The organism is Streptomyces sp. NPDC058964, assembly GCF_042741275.1.
Classification (GTDB): domain Bacteria; phylum Actinomycetota; class Actinomycetes; order Streptomycetales; family Streptomycetaceae; genus Streptomyces.
On the sequence record NZ_JBHYKH010000001.1, the window covers coordinates 17,819 to 32,610 of the forward strand.

Sequence of the window (14,792 nt, forward strand, 5' to 3'; positions counted from 1 at the left end):
GGGGGGGCGCGCGCGGGGGCGGGGGGGCCGGGGCGCCCCCGCCGGGGGGGGGGGGGGGGGGGGGGGGGCGGGCGGATCCCCCCCCTGGGGGTCCCGGGGGGCCCCCGCCCCCGGCCACCCCCGTTTCCCACTCGCCCACCCGTCCCGGTCGGCTGGGAAGCGAGGCGCGCAGTCGGCTCGGGCGGGTCGGAGTGCGAGGTGCGGAGCCGTCTCCGGCGGGTCGGGTCGGGGCCGACGGTGCGTCGGTAAAAGGGGGCCTCGGCCGGGCGTAGCGTAGAGCGCATGACGAAGTACGGATCCTTCCCCGGTACGCGTCCCCGGCGGCTGCGCACCACCCCCACCATGCGCCGTATGGTCGCCGAGACCCGGCTCCACCCGGCCGACTTCATCCTCCCGGCGTTCGTGCGCGAGGGCCTGAGCGAGCCCGTGCCGATCGCCGCCATGCCCGGCGTCGTGCAGCACACGCGGGACAGCCTGAAGAAGGCTGCCGCGGAGGCGGTCGAGGCGGGGATCTCCGGGATCATGCTCTTCGGCGTCCCCGAGGAGTCGAAGAAGGACGCCCTCGGCACTCCCGGGACCGATCCGGACGGGATCCTGCAGGTGGCGATCCGTGACGTGCGGGCCGAGGTGGGCGACGAGCTGCTCGTCATGTCCGACCTGTGCCTCGACGAGACGATCGACCACGGGCACTGCGGTGTGCTCGACGAGCACGGCCGTGTCGACAACGACGCCACCCTGGAGCGGTACGCCGAGATGGCCCAGGTGCAGGCCGACGCGGGCGCCCATGTCGTGGGGCCCAGCGGGATGATGGACGGGCAGATCGGGGTCATCCGCGACGCCCTGGACCAGATCGGCCGTGAGGACGTCGCCATCCTCGCCTACACCGCCAAGTACTCCTCCGCCTTCTACGGCCCCTTCCGGGAGGCCGTCGCCTCTTCGCTCAAGGGCGACCGCAAGACCTACCAGCAGGACCCCGCCAACTGGCGCGAGTCGCTGCGGGAGCTGGCCCTCGACCTGGAGGAGGGGGCCGACATGGTGATGGTGAAGCCCGCCGGGCCCTACCTCGACATCCTGGCCCGCGTCGCCGACGCCGTGGACGTGCCGGTCGCCGCCTACCAGATCTCCGGCGAGTACTCGATGATCGAGGCCGCCGCGGAGAAGGGCTGGGTCGACCGGGACCGGGCCATCCTGGAGACGCTGACCGGCATCAAGCGGGCCGGAGCGCGCAACATCCTCACCTACTGGGCCACCGAGGCGGCCCGGATGCTGGACTAGGGGCCGCCGCTGCTGTCGGGCGTTCCCACCCGGCCCGGCTACGAGTTCCCGCTGGACGGCTCGGACCGGGAGACCGAGGAGGACGGGCCCTCGTCGCGTACGCCCTCCCCGTTCCTGCACGCCGTGAGGGAGAGCGCCGCCACCAGCGCGAGCGCGACGGCGGCGAGCAGACGGGCCGGGGCCGGACGTGCGGGCATGGGGGGACTCCTGGTCGGAAGCGATCGGCGTGAACCCAAGCCTGCGCGGCGCCCGCGTCCGCTGCCACCTCTCGCGGGCGATTCGGGACGCCTGAACCAGGACCATGGCACTGAACTGCGGAGACGGCCTGGCCTGGGACGGCGTTCCGGGACGCCGAGGCCTCAACCGGGCGTCCGGATCGCGGAATTACCGGTGTAGGCGGCACCCATCTTCCTAGGCTGCGGGCAGTACGCCACATGGTGTCCGGCACCTGGTGTCCGCCATCCGGTGCCCGCAGCCGAAGGAGCCGTTGCCATGTCCCTCGCCGAGCCCGCTCCGCACGCCCCCGTCCCGCCGCTCTCCGCGCGAGCGGGTACGGTCGGCGGCTCGCCCGTGCGCGACATCCTCGCGGTCACCGCGCGCCCCGAGGTGATCAACTTCGCGGGCGGTCTGCCCGCGCCGGAGCTGTTCGACCGCGAGGGCATCGGGGCCGCGTTCCGCGAGGTGCTGGAGCGGACGCCGGACAAGGCACTCCAGTACTCCACGACGGAGGGCGAACCGGCGCTGCGGGCCGGGCTGGCCGCGCGCGTCACGGCACAGGGCCTGCCGACGGCCGCCGACGACCTGCTGATCACGACCGGTTCGCAGCAGGCGCTGTCCCTCCTGGCCACCGCCCTGCTCGACCCCGGGGACACCGTGCTCGTCGAGGACCCCTGCTATCTGGCGGCACTTCAGGTCTTCGGGCTCGCGGGCGCACGGGTGCTGGGCGTGCCGGGCGACGAGGACGGGGTGGACCCGGCGGCCCTGGCGGAACTGGTGGTGCGCGAACGACCCAAGCTGCTCTACCTCGTGCCGACCTTCCAGAACCCCACCGGCCGGACCATGCCGGCCGCCCGCCGCGCCGCCGTGGCCTCGGTCGCCGCCCGGCACGGGCTGTGGATCGTCGAGGACGACCCGTACGGCGAACTGCGCTACGAGGGCGAGCGGGTGCCGTGGATCGCCGCGCACCCCGGCGCCGAGGACCGGGTCGTCCTGCTCGGCTCCTTCTCCAAGGTCATGGCCCCCGGCATACGCCTGGGCTGGCTACGGGCGCCCGAACACCTGCGGCGCGCCTGCGCGGTGGCCAAGCAGGCGGCGGACCTGCACTCACCGACGGTCAACCAGCTCGCGGCGGCCGGGTACCTGGACGTGCTGGACGGCCATGTGGACAAGGTGCGCTCCGTGTACGGCGAGCGCCGCGACGCCATGCTCGCGGGTCTGCCCGCCGCCTTGCCGGAGGGTTCGGTCTGGAACCGCCCCGAGGGTGGCATGTTCCTCTGGGCCCGGCTCCCCGGCTCGTACGACACCACGGCCCTGCTCCCCAAGGTGGTGGAACAGGACGTGGCGTACGTGCCGGGTGCCCCCTTCTACGCCGGCACCCCCGACCGCTCGACCCTGCGCCTGTGCTTCGTGACGCAGACCCCGGACGAGATCACCGAGGGGCTGCGGCGACTGGGCAGGGGGCTCGGCGGCTGAGGGCGACGGGTGTCAGTCCCACCAGAAGGACCAGGTGTGCGCGCCGATCAGGCGTTTGGCGTACTCCTGGAGGTCGTCGCCGGTCTCGTCCGGGCAGAATGCGAAGTGCTCGACGGCGACCGCCTCCGCCTCGGCCGGTGTGGCGGGCGGCGCGGCGACCGAGACGACCAGGGCGGCGTAGGAGAGCGCGACCACGCGTATGCGGAAGCGGTCCTCCCAGGAGCGGAGTACGGCACAGAGCCGGGCCACGTCGTTCTCGTAGTTGAGCGGACCGGCCCAGCCGAAGGCTGCCGGGATGTCGGCGGAGCGGCGGGCCGGGACGAGGGCCAGCCGGTGATCCGCCCCCCTGGGAGCCGAGTCGAGCAGGGACGCGACCGCCTCGGCGGCCCGCTTCTCCGGGTCCGCCTCGGGCGTCCCGGCGGGCGCGAGTCCGGGCCACTCGTCCCAGGCTTCGGCCAGCACCTCCTCCGCGTCGTGGTCCCCGGGGTACGACGTCTCCTCGGGCCGCAGCTCCCAGTTGTCCGGGCCGCCCAGACCGCCGCCGACGTCCACGAGCACCGGAAGGAGTCCGGCCGTCCGCCGGGCGGGAGCGAGCGCGGTCCAGCCGCTGGGCGACGCGGGGCCGTCCGCGCACCACAGCAGCTCGTCGATCACACGCCCGGGGGGAAGCTGAAGCCCGAGCGAGCGCCCGCTCGGGTCGGCCGCCAGCTTGGGCAGCGGGTTGGGAAGGGTCGCCATGCCCGTGACTCTAGGGGCAGGCACTGACAGCGCTATTCGACCGACGCGACGAAGGCTGACCAACTGGCCGGAGAGACCGTCAGGGTCGAGCCGTCTTCCGGGTTCTTGGAGTCACGGATGTGGATGAGACGGGGGGAGTTGGCAACTTCGAGGCACTGGCCGCCCTCGCTGCCGCTGTAGCTCGACTTGAACCACTCAAGTGCGGTGCTCATTGCTCTCCTAGCAGGCGGTCGACTAGGCCCTTCGATTCGTGAGGGGACATGGCCTGTGACCGCAGCATCGCATACTTACGTGCCAGAACGGACACCTCGTCGGGGTCCGCGACCCACTGGCTGCCTCGTTGGCCCTCGGTGTAGGCGAGAAGCTGATGGTCGGGCGTTTCGAGCAGGGTGAAGGTGCCGTCCAATCCTGCCTGTGCGGACGTGTGCATGGACAGGAACTGCAGGGAAAGCCCTGGCAGTTGGGCGCACTCGCGCAGTCGGCGCAACTGATCGCGCCGCACCTTCCCGCCTCCGATACCGAGGTGCAGCACCGGCTCCCACACCACGAAGCTCATCGTCGGCGGGCACTTGCGCTGGAAGATCTCCTGGCGGGCCACGCGGGCTTCCGTCTTGGTGGCGAGTTCGTCCTCGTCGTACGCCGGTACGCGCTCGCGCAGCACCGCACGCGCGTACTCACGCGTCTGGAGCAGGCCGGGGATGACCAGCGCGTCGTACCAGGACAGGGCGATGGCCTCCCGCTCGTGTGCCATGTACTGCTCCGCGTACAGCGGGAACTGGTCGATCTCGGGGAGGTTGTCCACGCCCGCGCTCAACAGGCCCTTGGTCTCCAGGAGTTCGTCGAGGAGCTCGGCGAAGTCCCGCTTCAGCGGTCGTCGCCCCTGCTCGATCGAGGCGATCGTCTCCTCGTCGACCATCAGCCGTTCCCCGAGCGCCCGCTGCGTCAGACCGGCCGCGCGGCGAGCCGTTCCGACCTGGACGCCGAGCATCCTCATGGCCGAGAGGTTCCTCTTCCGCGGAAGCTTCTTGGAGTTCATGCCGGTCCAACTCCCCACGCCTGCCCATACGCGACCCCGTACGAACCCGTACAAAAAATCTGTACGGGCTCACCCGGTGATCCACCCTAGTCACTCTGCGCGACATTTGCTCCGTGAACGTCGAACCCGAACTTCCCCACCAGCGCGACCAGTTCTACGGCCGCGACCGCCGCTCCGTGCCCGCCGCCAGGCGGTTCGCAGGATGGTCGATGAAGTACTGGGGGCTGGACGACTGGGGCCGCGCCGAGGACGTGTTGCTGTGCGTGAGCGAGCTGGTGACCAACGCGCTGGTGCACGGGGTGCCGCCGGGCCGCGGCCTGCTGTTGCGGCTCCGGTACGACGGCGAGGTCCTGCGGGTGGAGGTGCACGACAGCGGGCCCGGCACTCCGAGGATCGCGGACGAGGCGGACGAGGGCGGGCGCGGGCTGCTGCTCGTGGCGGCGTTCGCCGACAAGTGGGGCGTGGGGGAGCGGGCGTTGGGAAAACTGGTGTGGGCCGAGTTCGTCGTCTAGTTCACGTGACCTTCGAAGCACTGCCGCTTCCCACCCGCCGCGGGCCGGAAGCAGGCCCGGACGACGGTCCCGGGGCGGGTCGCGGTCATGAGGGTGTGGACGTAGGTGTCCGCCTCGACACGGTTGTCGACCCGGGTGCCGCGGGCAGGGCCACGGGCGTTCGCCGTCATCTCCGCGCGGTCGCCGATCCGCGCACCCCACATCCGTATCCAGCTGGCACCGCATGCCTTGCTGTAGCGCAGTTCCACCCGGGCCCCGCTCGCGGTGCGGCGCTCGGCGAGGGTGTCCGGCGCCGCGGCGCAGACCATGCGCATCGGGTCCTTGCCCTCGCAGGCGTTGCCCCGGCAGTGCGGACCGGTGGCGGTAGGAGGTGTGGACGGGCGTGGTTCGTCGTTCCGGTGAGGGAGGAGGAACAGGGCCGCCGCGACGGTCCCGGCCATCACGGCACACACCGAGGCGAGGATCGCCACGACCGCCGCTTCCCGGTGGCCGGCCGGCGTGACCTCCTTCGGAGCGGGGACGGAAGGAGCAGGCGACGCATGCGGCGGCTGGGCCGCCTTCCTCGCGCGGCCGCCCCACTCCGACTCCGCGATCTCCCACAGCGCCAGACAACGGGCGTCGGGCTCGCCCGCGAGGTGGCACAACTCCCGCACCGCCGCACGCGGCGGCAGGGTCTTGCCGTTGAGATAGCGCTCCCAGGACGACTTGCTGAACGTGGTCTTCGCCGCGAGGCCCGCCAGGCTCAGGCCCGTGCGTGCCCTCAGCTCCCGCATTGCGGAGGCCAGCCGGGTGCGCTCCGGTGCGGGCGCCGGGTGCGTCATGCGCGCAGGGCCTTCCAGGTGTACGGCCCGATGACGCCGTCCACGACCAGGCCGGCACGCTTCTGCAGGTCCTTGACCGCGCTCCGCGTCAGCGGGCCGAAGAGCCCGTCGATGCCTCCGGGCGAGATGCCCGCCCTGCGCAGCAGGCACTGTGCCTCGGCCACCTCCGGACCGGCGTTGCCGCTGCCGAGCGTGGCGCTCCGGGTGCGGCTGTTGCCCGCGTACCAGCGTCCGCCGACGCGCTCGTACCGGCAGACGTAGGCGGGAGGCGACGGGTCCGCCGAAGCGGTGACCGCCGGGTGACGGTTCGCCGCCGCCGCTTCGCCCCGCCCGCTGCCGAGCCGTACGAAGAGGAGAACCGCCGAGGATACGGCCAGCGTCAGGGCCACCGCCCCCGCCACGAGCGCGACACGCAGCGAACGTCCGGACAGCCGTGCCCTCCCGGGTCCCGCCGCCGGGACCTCCGGTTCGGCCGCGGCGGGATCCTCCGGTGCGGATGCGCCCGCCCGGCGGTTGCCCCACGCGTCCGCGGCCACTTCGTGCAGCGCGAGCAGCCGGACCGGATCGTCACCGCCGATCCGGGCCAGTGCCTCCACGGCCTCCCAGGGCGGCAGCGACCCGCCGCCCAGATACCGTTCCCACGACTTCGGGCTGTAGCCCGTCTTCGCCGCCAGCTGCCGCATGCTCAGGCCACTGTGGTCCTTCAGCCGGCGCAGGCGCACCACCAATTGCCGCACCCGCGGATCCAGTTCCGCGGGCAGCGCTTTCCAACGCGACATGACCCCCCACTCGCGTTCATGGACCGTGGTCAGCGGTCCGTTACCCCCCACATTCTGCAACAGCAGTTCACACGAGCCACAACATCCCTTCCCTGCCGTCCCGCCGCACCGTCCCGAGGGGCGGCGTCCCCGCAGGTCAGAAGGGGTGTCGTCCCGCGATGCCGTCACTTGCGCGGCAATGGTGGCGGCCGCTGCCGCCCACCCCGCACTCTCGTTGTCGCCGCCTGATCGCCGACGGCGTCAGGTGCGGTCCACGAATCCGAAAGAGGAACACATGCGCTCGAACGTCATGGCCAGGACCCTCGTCAGCCTCACCGCTGTCGCGGGCATCGCCGCCGGCACCGTCGCCGCCGCGGGCACCAGCTTCGCGGCGTCCGCGCCGGTCTCGAAGGCCGCGGTGAGCCCCCGGGCCGTCGCGCCGCGCGCCGCGAACAACCTGGGGCTGACCACGGCGGAGGGAAGCAAGGTCCAGACCTGGCTGAACATGTGGTGGGGCTACAACGACACGGTCGACGGGCAGCTCGGCACCAACAGCTGGAAGGCGTTCCAGCGCTGCCTCCAGAAGTACGACGGCTACACAGGTGCCATCGACGGGGTCGTCGGACCCAACACGATCAAGGCGCTGCAGCGCTTCCTGACGGGGACCTACGGCTACACCGGTGCCATCGACGGCGTCGCCGGATCGGGCACCCAGGCCGCGTTCAAGCGGTTCGCCGCCGCCCTCTGATCCGCGCACGAACGACTGCGGCCCGTCCTCCCGGGGGAGAGGACGGGCCGCAGGACGTCGACGGCTCAGAGCCGCTCGGGCGTCCGGATGCCCAGCAGCGCCATGCCCTTGTGCAGCGTGCGGGCCGTCAGGTCGACCAGGAACAGCCGGTTCTCCACGACCTCCGGGGCGTTGTCGGCGGACAGGACCTGGCACTGGTCGTAGAACGTCGTCAGCAACGTGGCCAGCTGGTACAGGTACGCGGCCAGCTTGTGCGGCTCGTACGCCGACGCCACCTCCAGGACCGTCTCGGCGAACCGGTCCAGGTGCAGGCCCAGCGCGCGCTCCGCCGGGGCCAGTTCGAGCTCCGGGTGGGCGGCGGGGCGGGCCTCGCCTGCCTTGCGGAGGATCGACTGGATACGGGCGTACGCGTACTGGAGGTACACGGACGTGTCACCGTTCAGCGACACCATCTGGTCCAGGTCGAACTTGTAGTCCCGGACGGCGGAGGTCGACAGGTCGGCGTACTTCACCGCGCCGATGCCGACGTACCGGCCGTTCTCCTCGATCTCCTGCTCGGACAGGCCCACCTTCTCGGCCTTCTCCCGGACCACCGTCGTGGCGCGGTCGACCGCCTCGTCGAGGAGGTCCTGGAGCTTGACCGTCTCGCCCTCACGGGTCTTGAACGGCTTGCCGTCCTTGCCGAGGACCGTGCCGAAGGCGAGCTGCTGCGCCGTCACGCCGTCGTTCAGCCAGCCCGCCCGGCGGGCCGTCTCGAAGACCATCCGGAAGTGCAGGGCCTGCCGGGCGTCGACGACGTACAGGATCGTGTGCGCCTTCAGGTTGAAGACCCGGTCCCGGATCGCCGAGAGGTCGGTCGCCGCGTAGCCGTAGCCGCCGTCCGACTTCTGCACGATCAGCGGGACCGGCTTGCCGTCGGGGCCCTTGATGTCCTCGAAGAAGACGCAGAGCGCGCCCTCGGAGCGGACCGCGACGCCCGACTCCTCCAGGAGGCGGCAGGTCTCGGCCAGCATGTCGTTGTAGCCGGACTCACCGACGATGTCGGGGTCGCGGACCTCCATGTCCAGCTTCTCGAAGACGGAGAAGAAGTAGATCTTCGACTCGTCCACGAACTTCTGCCAGATGGCGAGGGTCTGCGGCTCACCGGCCTGGAGGTCGACCACCCGGCGGCGGGCCCGCGTCTTGAACTCCTCGTCGGCGTCGAAGAGCTTGCGCGCGGCCTTGTAGAGGCGGTCGAGGTTCGACATCGCCTCCTCACCGGTCACCTCGGCGGCCTTGTGGTCCAGCTCGTGCGGGTGCTCGTCCAGGTACTGGATGAGCATGCCGAACTGGGTGCCCCAGTCGCCGATGTGGTGCCGGCGGACCACGCTCTCGCCGGTGAACTCCAGGATCTGGACCACCGCGTCGCCGATCACGGCGGAGCGCAGATGGCCGACGTGCATCTCCTTCGCCACGTTCGGCTGGGCGTAGTCGATCACCGTCGTGCCGGGGTGCTCCGCGAACGGCACGCCGAGGCGCTCCGTGTCCGCGTACCGCGCGGCCAGGTTCTCCGTGATCGCCTTGTCGCTGATCGTGATGTTGAGGAAGCCGGGTCCGGAGACCTCGATGTCCCGGATCACGTCACCGGCGACGACCTGGGAGACGACCTGGGTGGCCAGCTCTCTCGGGTTCGCCTTCGCCTTCTTGGCCAGGGCCAGGATCCCGTTGGCCTGGAAGTCGGCCCGGTCGCTTCGTCGCAGCAGCGGGTCCGCGGTGGCCTCCGGCAGGGCGGCGGTGATGGCGGAGGCGAGGTGCTGCTGGACTGCGTCGCTGAGGGACGTGACCGGGGCCATAGGAATGGGTGCCGTTCTCCTCGTGGGGATGGATAGACCCGGCCAGTATCCCATGGGAGGTAAAGCGGTTTTCCCGGTCGAGGGTCGGTCTGGGAGTATGGAAAGGACCATCAAGAGCTCCTGGATCAAGAGGACGTGCCGAACGTGGCTCAGAGCACCGAGACCACCGACTGGGTCTCCCGTTTCGCGGATGAGGTCATCGAGGAGTCGGAGCGTCGGGCCCCGGGCAAACCGGTCGTCGTCGCCTCCGGGCTGTCCCCCTCGGGACCGATCCACCTGGGCAACCTGCGCGAGGTCATGACCCCGCACCTCGTCGCGGACGAGATCCGGCGGCGCGGCCGCCAGGTGCGGCACCTCATCTCCTGGGACGACTACGACCGCTACCGCAAGGTGCCCAAGGGCATCGCCGGGGTGGACGAGGACGCCTGGGCCGAGCACATCGGCAAGCCGCTGACCTCCGTGCCCGCCCCGAAGGGGTCGTCGTACCCGAACTGGGCCGAGCACTTCAAGGCGGCCATGATCGAGTCCCTCGCCGAGATGGGCGTGGAGTTCGACGGCATCAGCCAGACGGAGCAGTACACCACCGGTGTCTACCGCGAGCAGATCCTGCACGCCATGAAGCACCGCGGCGACATCGACGCGATCCTCGCCCAGTACCGGACCAAGCCGAAGGCCAAGAAGCAGGGCCAGAAGCCGGTGGACGAGGCCGAACTGGAGGCCGAGGAGGGCTCCGGCGCGGCGAGCGAGGACGACGGCAGCTCCGGCTCCGCCGGGTACTTCCCGTACAAGCCCTACTGCGGCAACTGCGACAAGGACCTGACCACGGTCACCTCGTACGACGACGAGACCACCGAGCTCGCCTACACCTGCGACGAGTGCGGCTTCGCGGAGACGGTCCGGCTCAGCGAGTTCAACCGCGGCAAGCTGGTCTGGAAGGTCGACTGGCCGATGCGGTGGGCTTACGAGGGGGTCGTGTTCGAGCCCTCCGGCGTCGACCACTCCTCTCCCGGCTCCAGCTTCCAGGTCGGCGGCCAGATCGTCGGGATCTTCGACGGCAAGCAGCCGATCGGTCCGATGTACGCGTTCGTCGGCATCTCCGGCATGGCGAAGATGTCGTCCTCCCGCGGTGGGGTCCCGACCCCGGGCGACGCGCTGAAGATCATGGAGCCGCAGATCCTGCGCTGGCTGTACGCCCGCCGCAGGCCCAACCAGTCCTTCAAGATCGCCTTCGACCAGGAGATCCAGCGGCTCTACGACGAGTGGGACAAGCTGGAGGCCAAGGTCGCCGACGGCTCCGCCCTCCCGGCCGACGTCGCCGCGCACTCGCGCGCGGTGCGCACGGCGGGCGGCGAGCTGCCGAAGACCTCGCGCCCGCTGCCGTACCGCACGCTGGCCTCCGTCGCCGACATCACCGCCGGCCACCAGGACCAGGCCCTGCGCATCCTCTCCGAGCTCGACCCGGCCAACCCGATCGGCTCGCTGGACGAGGCCCGGCCCCGGTACGACAGGGCCGAGGCCTGGATCAACACGCACGTGCCCGCCGACCAGCGGACCGTCGTGCGCGAGGAGCCCGACGTCGAGCTGCTGAAGTCCCTCGACGAGGCCTCCCAGCAGTCGGTACGGCTGCTGCTCGACGGGCTCGCCGAGCACTGGTCCCTGGACGGGCTGACCCACCTCGTGTACGGCGTGCCCAAGGTCCAGGCCGGGTTCTCCGCCGACGCCACGCCCAAGGAGCTGCCGCCGGAGATCAAGACCGCGCAGCGGACGTTCTTCGCGCTGCTCTACCACCTGCTCGTCGGCCGTGACACCGGCCCGCGTCTGCCCACGCTGCTGCTGGCGGTCGGCCAGGAGCGGGTCCGGACGCTGCTCGGGGAGTAGCCCGGGGAGTAAGCGGTACGGGAAAGGGGCCCTCGAGAGAGGGCCCCTTTCTCACGCGCGGTGTCTCACGTGCGGTGTCTCATGCGCGGCGTTCAGGCGATGTGGTCCTCTTCCAGCTCCGCGTTGTAGCGGTTGGTGAAGCGGTTGACCATGCGCTTGGCGTCCTCCGCGGCGAGGGCGATGCTGAACTCCGCGTCCACGTTCTCGCCGAACTCGCGCGGAGTCGGGTAGCTGCCGTTGATCGACTGCTTGAAGACCTGGTAGTAGGCCTCCTCGTCCGGTTCGAAGGGCGTGGTGCCGCCGCCCTCGCCCAGCTCGCGCGTGCGACCCGGGCTCACCGGGATGGGAAAGCTGCCGGTCTCCTCCGAAGAGGGCTCCTGGTAAGGCTCCGGCTCGTGCTCCTGCCCCTGCTCCGCGTAGTACTGCTCGGCCAGCTGCTGCTCCGCGAACCACTGGGCGTACTGGTCCGGGTCGTAGGTCGGGTCGTAGCCGCCGTGATAGTCGGCCTGCAGGGGCGCCTGGAACCAGGGGCTCTGGTCGTCCGGGACCTGCGGCTGCCCGGCGTTGTTGCCGACCAGCTCGGGGCGCTGGCCGCCGGCGGGCACCGCGTTCTGCGGGAGCGCTCCCTGCGCGGCGCCCCCCCCCCCCGCCCCGCCACCCTCTGGCCCGGGGGCGCCGGGGGGCCGCCGCGCGGGCTCGATGCCCGCGGCCGCCAGGCCGGCCGGGGCCGTCTCCGCCAGCGGGACGCCGTAGCGGGCCAGCCTCAGCGGCATCAGGGACTCCACGGGAGCCTTCCTGCGCCAGGCGCGGCCGAAGCGGGCGTGCAGGCGGGCCTGGTAGACGAGACGTTCCTGCTCCAGCTTGATGACCTGGTCGTAGGAGCGCAGCTCCCACAGCTTCATGCGGCGCCACAGCAGGAAGGTGGGCAGCGGGGAGAGCAGCCAGCGGGTGAGGCGGACGCCTTCCATGTGCTTGTCGGCGGTGATGTCGGCGATCCGGCCGATCGCGTGCCGGGCCGCCTCGACGGCGACCACGAACAGGACCGGGATCACCGCGTGCATGCCCACGCCCAGCGGGTCCGGCCAGGCCGCGGCGCCGTTGAAGGCGATGGTGGCCGCGGTCAGCAGCCAGGCCGTCTGCCGCAGCAGCGGGAAGGGGATGCGGATCCAGGTCAGCAGCAGATCCAGGGCGAGCAGGACGCAGATGCCCGCGTCGATGCCGACCGGGAAGACATAGGAGAAGTTCCCGAAGCCCTTCTTGATCGCCAGCTCGCGGACCGCCGCGTAGGAACCGGCGAAGCCGATGCCGGCGATGATCAGCGCGCCGGACACGACCACGCCGATGAGAACGCGGTGCATCCGGGTCAGCTTCAGTGGCGCGGCCACCCGTACTCCCCTCCCCTTGCGTGTTGTTGCGCGCAACAGGGTGGCACATGAGTGCGGAAAACGTGTCGCCGGTAGGCGAGGAGCCCGGCCCACTGGAGGGCCGGGCTCCGGTAAATCAGCGGGTTGAGCTGCGAGTTGTGCGCCAGGTGTGACAGTCAGCTCTTCTTCGACGCTGACTTAGACGGGGAGGCGGACGCCGAGGGGCTCGCCGACTTCGACGCCGACCTGGACGGCGAGGGCTTCGCCGTGCCCGAAGCCTTGCCCGATCCCGTGCCGGAGCCGGACGACCCCGTGCCCTGGCCGTTCGCCGCCGTCACCGCGGCCACGACCTCCTTGGCCGCCTTCTCCGCGGCCTTCGTCAGATCACCGGCGTCGGGGGTCTTCTCGCCGGCCAGGCCCGCGCCGTTGTAGTCGAGCGTGATGACCACGTTCTCGACGCGCACCACGACCGTCTGCTGCTTGAAGCTGCCTTCCTTCTTCTTCAGGTCGTAACGCACCGCCGTCGCCTCGTTGCCCGTCCCGGCGACCGGCTCCGACTTGGTGTTCTTGGCGCCGGACACGGCCTGGGCGCCCTGCGCCTGCTTGCCGTAGTACGCCTGCGCCTGCTTCTCACCGGAACCGCGGCTGGCGTCGGAGTCGAAGCGGAGGAGGGAGACGTTGAGCCAGCGGAACTGGGAGCCCTTCACGCCGTTGCTGTCCAGGCTGCTCCACGAGCAGCTGGCCCGGGACGTGGCGTCGTCCGAAAGGCCCTCCTTGCCCGACTTCGCACCCTTCGGCACGAGTTCGCCCAGAGTCTTCTTCGACAGCACCGCGCACGCCTCCGGCAGCTTCCGGTACGCGGCCGCCTGCACGGTCGGCGAGGCGCTCACCGAGCTGCCGCCGGAATCACTGCTCGTGGTCTGCCCGACACCGGCGCCCTCCTTGCTGTCGGAGCCGGAGTCCGAGGAGCAGCCTGCGGCGACGAACACCACGGGGACGGCGGCCGCGCAGACAAGGGCGCGGCGGAGTCGTCCCGCTCGCCGGTCACGCTGATCACGCTGGTCGTCTCGGTCGTCTCGCTGGGCTGCTCGCTGCATGGTTCCTTCACTCATGACGCTCGGGGTTCCTGCGGTCGGATCGGGTCCGAGGGGCCACGGTACGCGGTGAGTGCGCTGTGCGGTTCCGGTTCACGGGCTTTGCGTACGGCCGCGACAAGGGTCGCGGAAGGCGCTAACCGTTGAGCGAGTCGTCCAGCTGTGCGGCCAGATTCCGGGCCCTGTCCTGCATTTCCTTGCTGTCCGGGACCGTGCCGGTGGCCGTCGGCTGCTCGTCGTACTCGATGGTCACGATGACGTTGGACGTGCGGAACACCACAGTCACCGTTCGCTGTTCGGCCGCCGAACCGGAGCCGCTCAGCTGGTCGTCGAGGAAGGCCTCGTCCCCGAGATCGTCGAGAGTGCGGGGCTGGAGGTCGGCCGGAGTGGAGCCGGCGGCGCCGGCCGACGAGGACGAGGCCGAGGGCGCAGACGAGGCCGGGGACGAGGGCGAGGACGGGGACGAGGGCGCAGATGAGGCCGGGGACGCGGACGAGGCCGGATCGCTCGAGCCCGAGGCCGACGCCGAGGGGGTGCCCGTGGCCGAGGACGCGCTGGGCTCCGGCAGGTCGGCCGCGGTCTGCCTGGTCGCGAAGAGCTGCTCGGCCTGGGTGTCGTCGCTGACGGCGTTGTCGTACGACACGACCCGCTCGAAGTCGACGAGCAGATGGTCGGTCGCGTTGGCGGACTCCACCTTCCACCGGCAGCCGACCTTGCGGTCGGTGTCGTACGTCAGCGTGGCCGCGCCCTGGTACGCCCGGTCCCGCTGGTCCGTGTCGGCGATCTGCCGGATGCCGGGCATCAGGGCGTCGAGGGTGTCGTGACTCACCGCGCCGCAGGCCTCCGGGAGGGTGCGGTACTTGCCGGGCTGGGCGGCGGCCGTTGCCGTGCTCCCGTCGCCGGGGTTCGCGTCGTCCGTCGGACTGTCGTCGCTCGGGCCTCCGGTGCAGCCGACCAGCAGGGCCGCGAGCAGGGCGCCGATGCCGGATACATACGCCTTCCGCTGCACGGTCAGGCTCCTCTCGACGGTAGTCCTCCAGTGTC

The 14,792-nt window shown here is 71.2% G+C and carries 15 protein-coding genes; 5 read left to right on the forward strand and 10 right to left on the reverse strand.

What is annotated here, in order from left to right; genetic code table 11:
* Window positions 1-282: 282 nt before the first annotated feature.
* Window positions 283-1,275, forward strand: a complete 993-nt coding sequence (gene hemB, locus ACFW2E_RS00090) for a porphobilinogen synthase (RefSeq protein ID WP_384458843.1) — start codon at window positions 283-285, stop codon at window positions 1,273-1,275.
* A 38-nt stretch (window positions 1,276-1,313) separates the two neighbouring features.
* Here the strand turns inward: hemB and ACFW2E_RS00095 are convergent, their stop codons facing one another.
* On the reverse strand, window positions 1,314-1,472 hold the full coding sequence (locus tag ACFW2E_RS00095) for a hypothetical protein (protein ID WP_384458846.1): 159 nt from the start codon (window positions 1,470-1,472) through the stop codon (window positions 1,314-1,316).
* A 295-nt stretch (window positions 1,473-1,767) separates the two neighbouring features.
* Between ACFW2E_RS00095 and ACFW2E_RS00100 the strand changes: the two genes are divergently transcribed.
* Window positions 1,768-2,967: a PLP-dependent aminotransferase family protein gene (locus ACFW2E_RS00100; RefSeq protein WP_384458849.1), complete on the forward strand. Its 1,200-nt coding sequence runs from the start codon at window positions 1,768-1,770 to the stop codon at window positions 2,965-2,967.
* Between the two features lie 12 nt (window positions 2,968-2,979).
* Here the strand turns inward: ACFW2E_RS00100 and ACFW2E_RS00105 are convergent, their stop codons facing one another.
* The 3 genes from ACFW2E_RS00105 to ACFW2E_RS00115 are packed head-to-tail and all read right to left on the reverse strand — an operon-like array spanning window position 2,980 to window position 4,741.
* Window positions 2,980-3,705 carry a DUF4253 domain-containing protein gene (locus tag ACFW2E_RS00105; RefSeq protein WP_384458852.1) on the reverse strand — a complete coding sequence of 242 codons (726 nt, stop codon included), beginning with the start codon at window positions 3,703-3,705 and terminating at the stop codon, window positions 2,980-2,982.
* Window positions 3,706-3,737: 32 nt separating this feature from the next.
* A complete protein-coding gene (locus ACFW2E_RS00110) occupies window positions 3,738-3,917 on the reverse strand; it encodes a DUF397 domain-containing protein (RefSeq protein WP_384458855.1) in 180 nt (59 codons plus the stop codon).
* A complete protein-coding gene (locus ACFW2E_RS00115) occupies window positions 3,914-4,741 on the reverse strand; it encodes a Scr1 family TA system antitoxin-like transcriptional regulator (protein WP_384458858.1) in 828 nt (275 codons plus the stop codon). The genes ACFW2E_RS00110 and ACFW2E_RS00115 overlap by 4 nt, the downstream gene beginning before the upstream one ends.
* Window positions 4,742-4,854: 113 nt before the next feature.
* On the opposite strand from ACFW2E_RS00115, the gene ACFW2E_RS00120 reads away from it, so the two are divergent.
* Window positions 4,855-5,253, forward strand: coding sequence for an ATP-binding protein (locus ACFW2E_RS00120; protein WP_384458861.1), 399 nt, complete (start codon window positions 4,855-4,857; stop codon window positions 5,251-5,253).
* Here ACFW2E_RS00120 and ACFW2E_RS00125 read toward each other — a convergent pair.
* Together ACFW2E_RS00125 and ACFW2E_RS00130 are read right to left on the reverse strand one after the other, a co-directional pair.
* Window positions 5,250-6,074 carry a DUF2690 domain-containing protein gene (locus tag ACFW2E_RS00125; RefSeq protein WP_384458864.1) on the reverse strand — a complete coding sequence of 275 codons (825 nt, stop codon included), beginning with the start codon at window positions 6,072-6,074 and terminating at the stop codon, window positions 5,250-5,252. The genes ACFW2E_RS00120 and ACFW2E_RS00125 overlap by 4 nt on opposite strands.
* Window positions 6,071-6,853 (reverse strand): peptidoglycan-binding protein, encoded by a 783-nt coding sequence (locus ACFW2E_RS00130; RefSeq protein ID WP_384458867.1) that lies wholly within the window; start codon window positions 6,851-6,853, stop codon window positions 6,071-6,073. Before ACFW2E_RS00130 ends, ACFW2E_RS00125 begins: the two co-directional genes overlap by 4 nt.
* 274 nt (window positions 6,854-7,127) lie before the next feature.
* On the opposite strand from ACFW2E_RS00130, the gene ACFW2E_RS00135 reads away from it, so the two are divergent.
* The gene (locus tag ACFW2E_RS00135) at window positions 7,128-7,580 is read left to right on the forward strand and encodes a peptidoglycan-binding protein (protein WP_384458870.1); all 453 of its coding nucleotides are present in this window, start codon (window positions 7,128-7,130) and stop codon (window positions 7,578-7,580) included.
* A 65-nt stretch (window positions 7,581-7,645) separates the two neighbouring features.
* On the opposite strand, the gene argS is transcribed toward ACFW2E_RS00135, so the two are convergent.
* Entirely contained in the window at window positions 7,646-9,412 is a 1,767-nt protein-coding gene (argS, locus tag ACFW2E_RS00140) for an arginine--tRNA ligase (protein ID WP_384458873.1), read from the reverse strand.
* A 135-nt stretch (window positions 9,413-9,547) separates the two neighbouring features.
* Between argS and lysS the strand changes: the two genes are divergently transcribed.
* The gene (gene lysS, locus ACFW2E_RS00145; protein ID WP_384458876.1) at window positions 9,548-11,290 is read left to right on the forward strand and encodes a lysine--tRNA ligase; all 1,743 of its coding nucleotides are present in this window, start codon (window positions 9,548-9,550) and stop codon (window positions 11,288-11,290) included.
* Window positions 11,291-11,382: 92 nt separating this feature from the next.
* Here the strand turns inward: lysS and ACFW2E_RS00150 are convergent, their stop codons facing one another.
* From ACFW2E_RS00150 to ACFW2E_RS00160, 3 genes are all read right to left on the reverse strand, one after another.
* Complete coding sequence (locus ACFW2E_RS00150) at window positions 11,383-12,675, reverse strand: DUF2637 domain-containing protein (protein ID WP_384458879.1); 1,293 nt, start codon at window positions 12,673-12,675, stop codon at window positions 11,383-11,385.
* Between the two features lie 155 nt (window positions 12,676-12,830).
* Window positions 12,831-13,766 (reverse strand): DUF3558 domain-containing protein, encoded by a 936-nt coding sequence (locus ACFW2E_RS00155; RefSeq protein WP_384458882.1) that lies wholly within the window; start codon window positions 13,764-13,766, stop codon window positions 12,831-12,833.
* Between the two features lie 118 nt (window positions 13,767-13,884).
* Window positions 13,885-14,757, reverse strand: a complete 873-nt coding sequence (locus ACFW2E_RS00160) for a DUF3558 domain-containing protein (RefSeq protein ID WP_384458885.1) — start codon at window positions 14,755-14,757, stop codon at window positions 13,885-13,887.
* Window positions 14,758-14,792: the final 35 nt, after the last annotated feature.

What these genes read in the sequence shown, in the direction of transcription:
- argS (WP_384458873.1), bottom strand. Translation starts at nt 9,412, where the DNA reads ATGGCCCCGGTCACGTCCCTCAGCGACGCAGTCCAGCAGCACCTCGCC.
- ACFW2E_RS00155 (WP_384458882.1), bottom strand. Translation starts at nt 13,766, where the DNA reads ATGAGTGAAGGAACCATGCAGCGAGCAGCCCAGCGAGACGACCGAGAC.
- ACFW2E_RS00115 (WP_384458858.1), bottom strand. Translation starts at nt 4,741, where the DNA reads ATGAACTCCAAGAAGCTTCCGCGGAAGAGGAACCTCTCGGCCATGAGG.
- hemB (WP_384458843.1), top strand. Translation starts at nt 283, where the DNA reads ATGACGAAGTACGGATCCTTCCCCGGTACGCGTCCCCGGCGGCTGCGC.
- ACFW2E_RS00130 (WP_384458867.1), bottom strand. Translation starts at nt 6,853, where the DNA reads ATGTCGCGTTGGAAAGCGCTGCCCGCGGAACTGGATCCGCGGGTGCGG.
- ACFW2E_RS00100 (WP_384458849.1), top strand. Translation starts at nt 1,768, where the DNA reads ATGTCCCTCGCCGAGCCCGCTCCGCACGCCCCCGTCCCGCCGCTCTCC.
- ACFW2E_RS00135 (WP_384458870.1), top strand. Translation starts at nt 7,128, where the DNA reads ATGCGCTCGAACGTCATGGCCAGGACCCTCGTCAGCCTCACCGCTGTC.
- ACFW2E_RS00095 (WP_384458846.1), bottom strand. Translation starts at nt 1,472, where the DNA reads ATGCCCGCACGTCCGGCCCCGGCCCGTCTGCTCGCCGCCGTCGCGCTC.
- ACFW2E_RS00110 (WP_384458855.1), bottom strand. Translation starts at nt 3,917, where the DNA reads ATGAGCACCGCACTTGAGTGGTTCAAGTCGAGCTACAGCGGCAGCGAG.
- ACFW2E_RS00105 (WP_384458852.1), bottom strand. Translation starts at nt 3,705, where the DNA reads ATGGCGACCCTTCCCAACCCGCTGCCCAAGCTGGCGGCCGACCCGAGC.
- ACFW2E_RS00125 (WP_384458864.1), bottom strand. Translation starts at nt 6,074, where the DNA reads ATGACGCACCCGGCGCCCGCACCGGAGCGCACCCGGCTGGCCTCCGCA.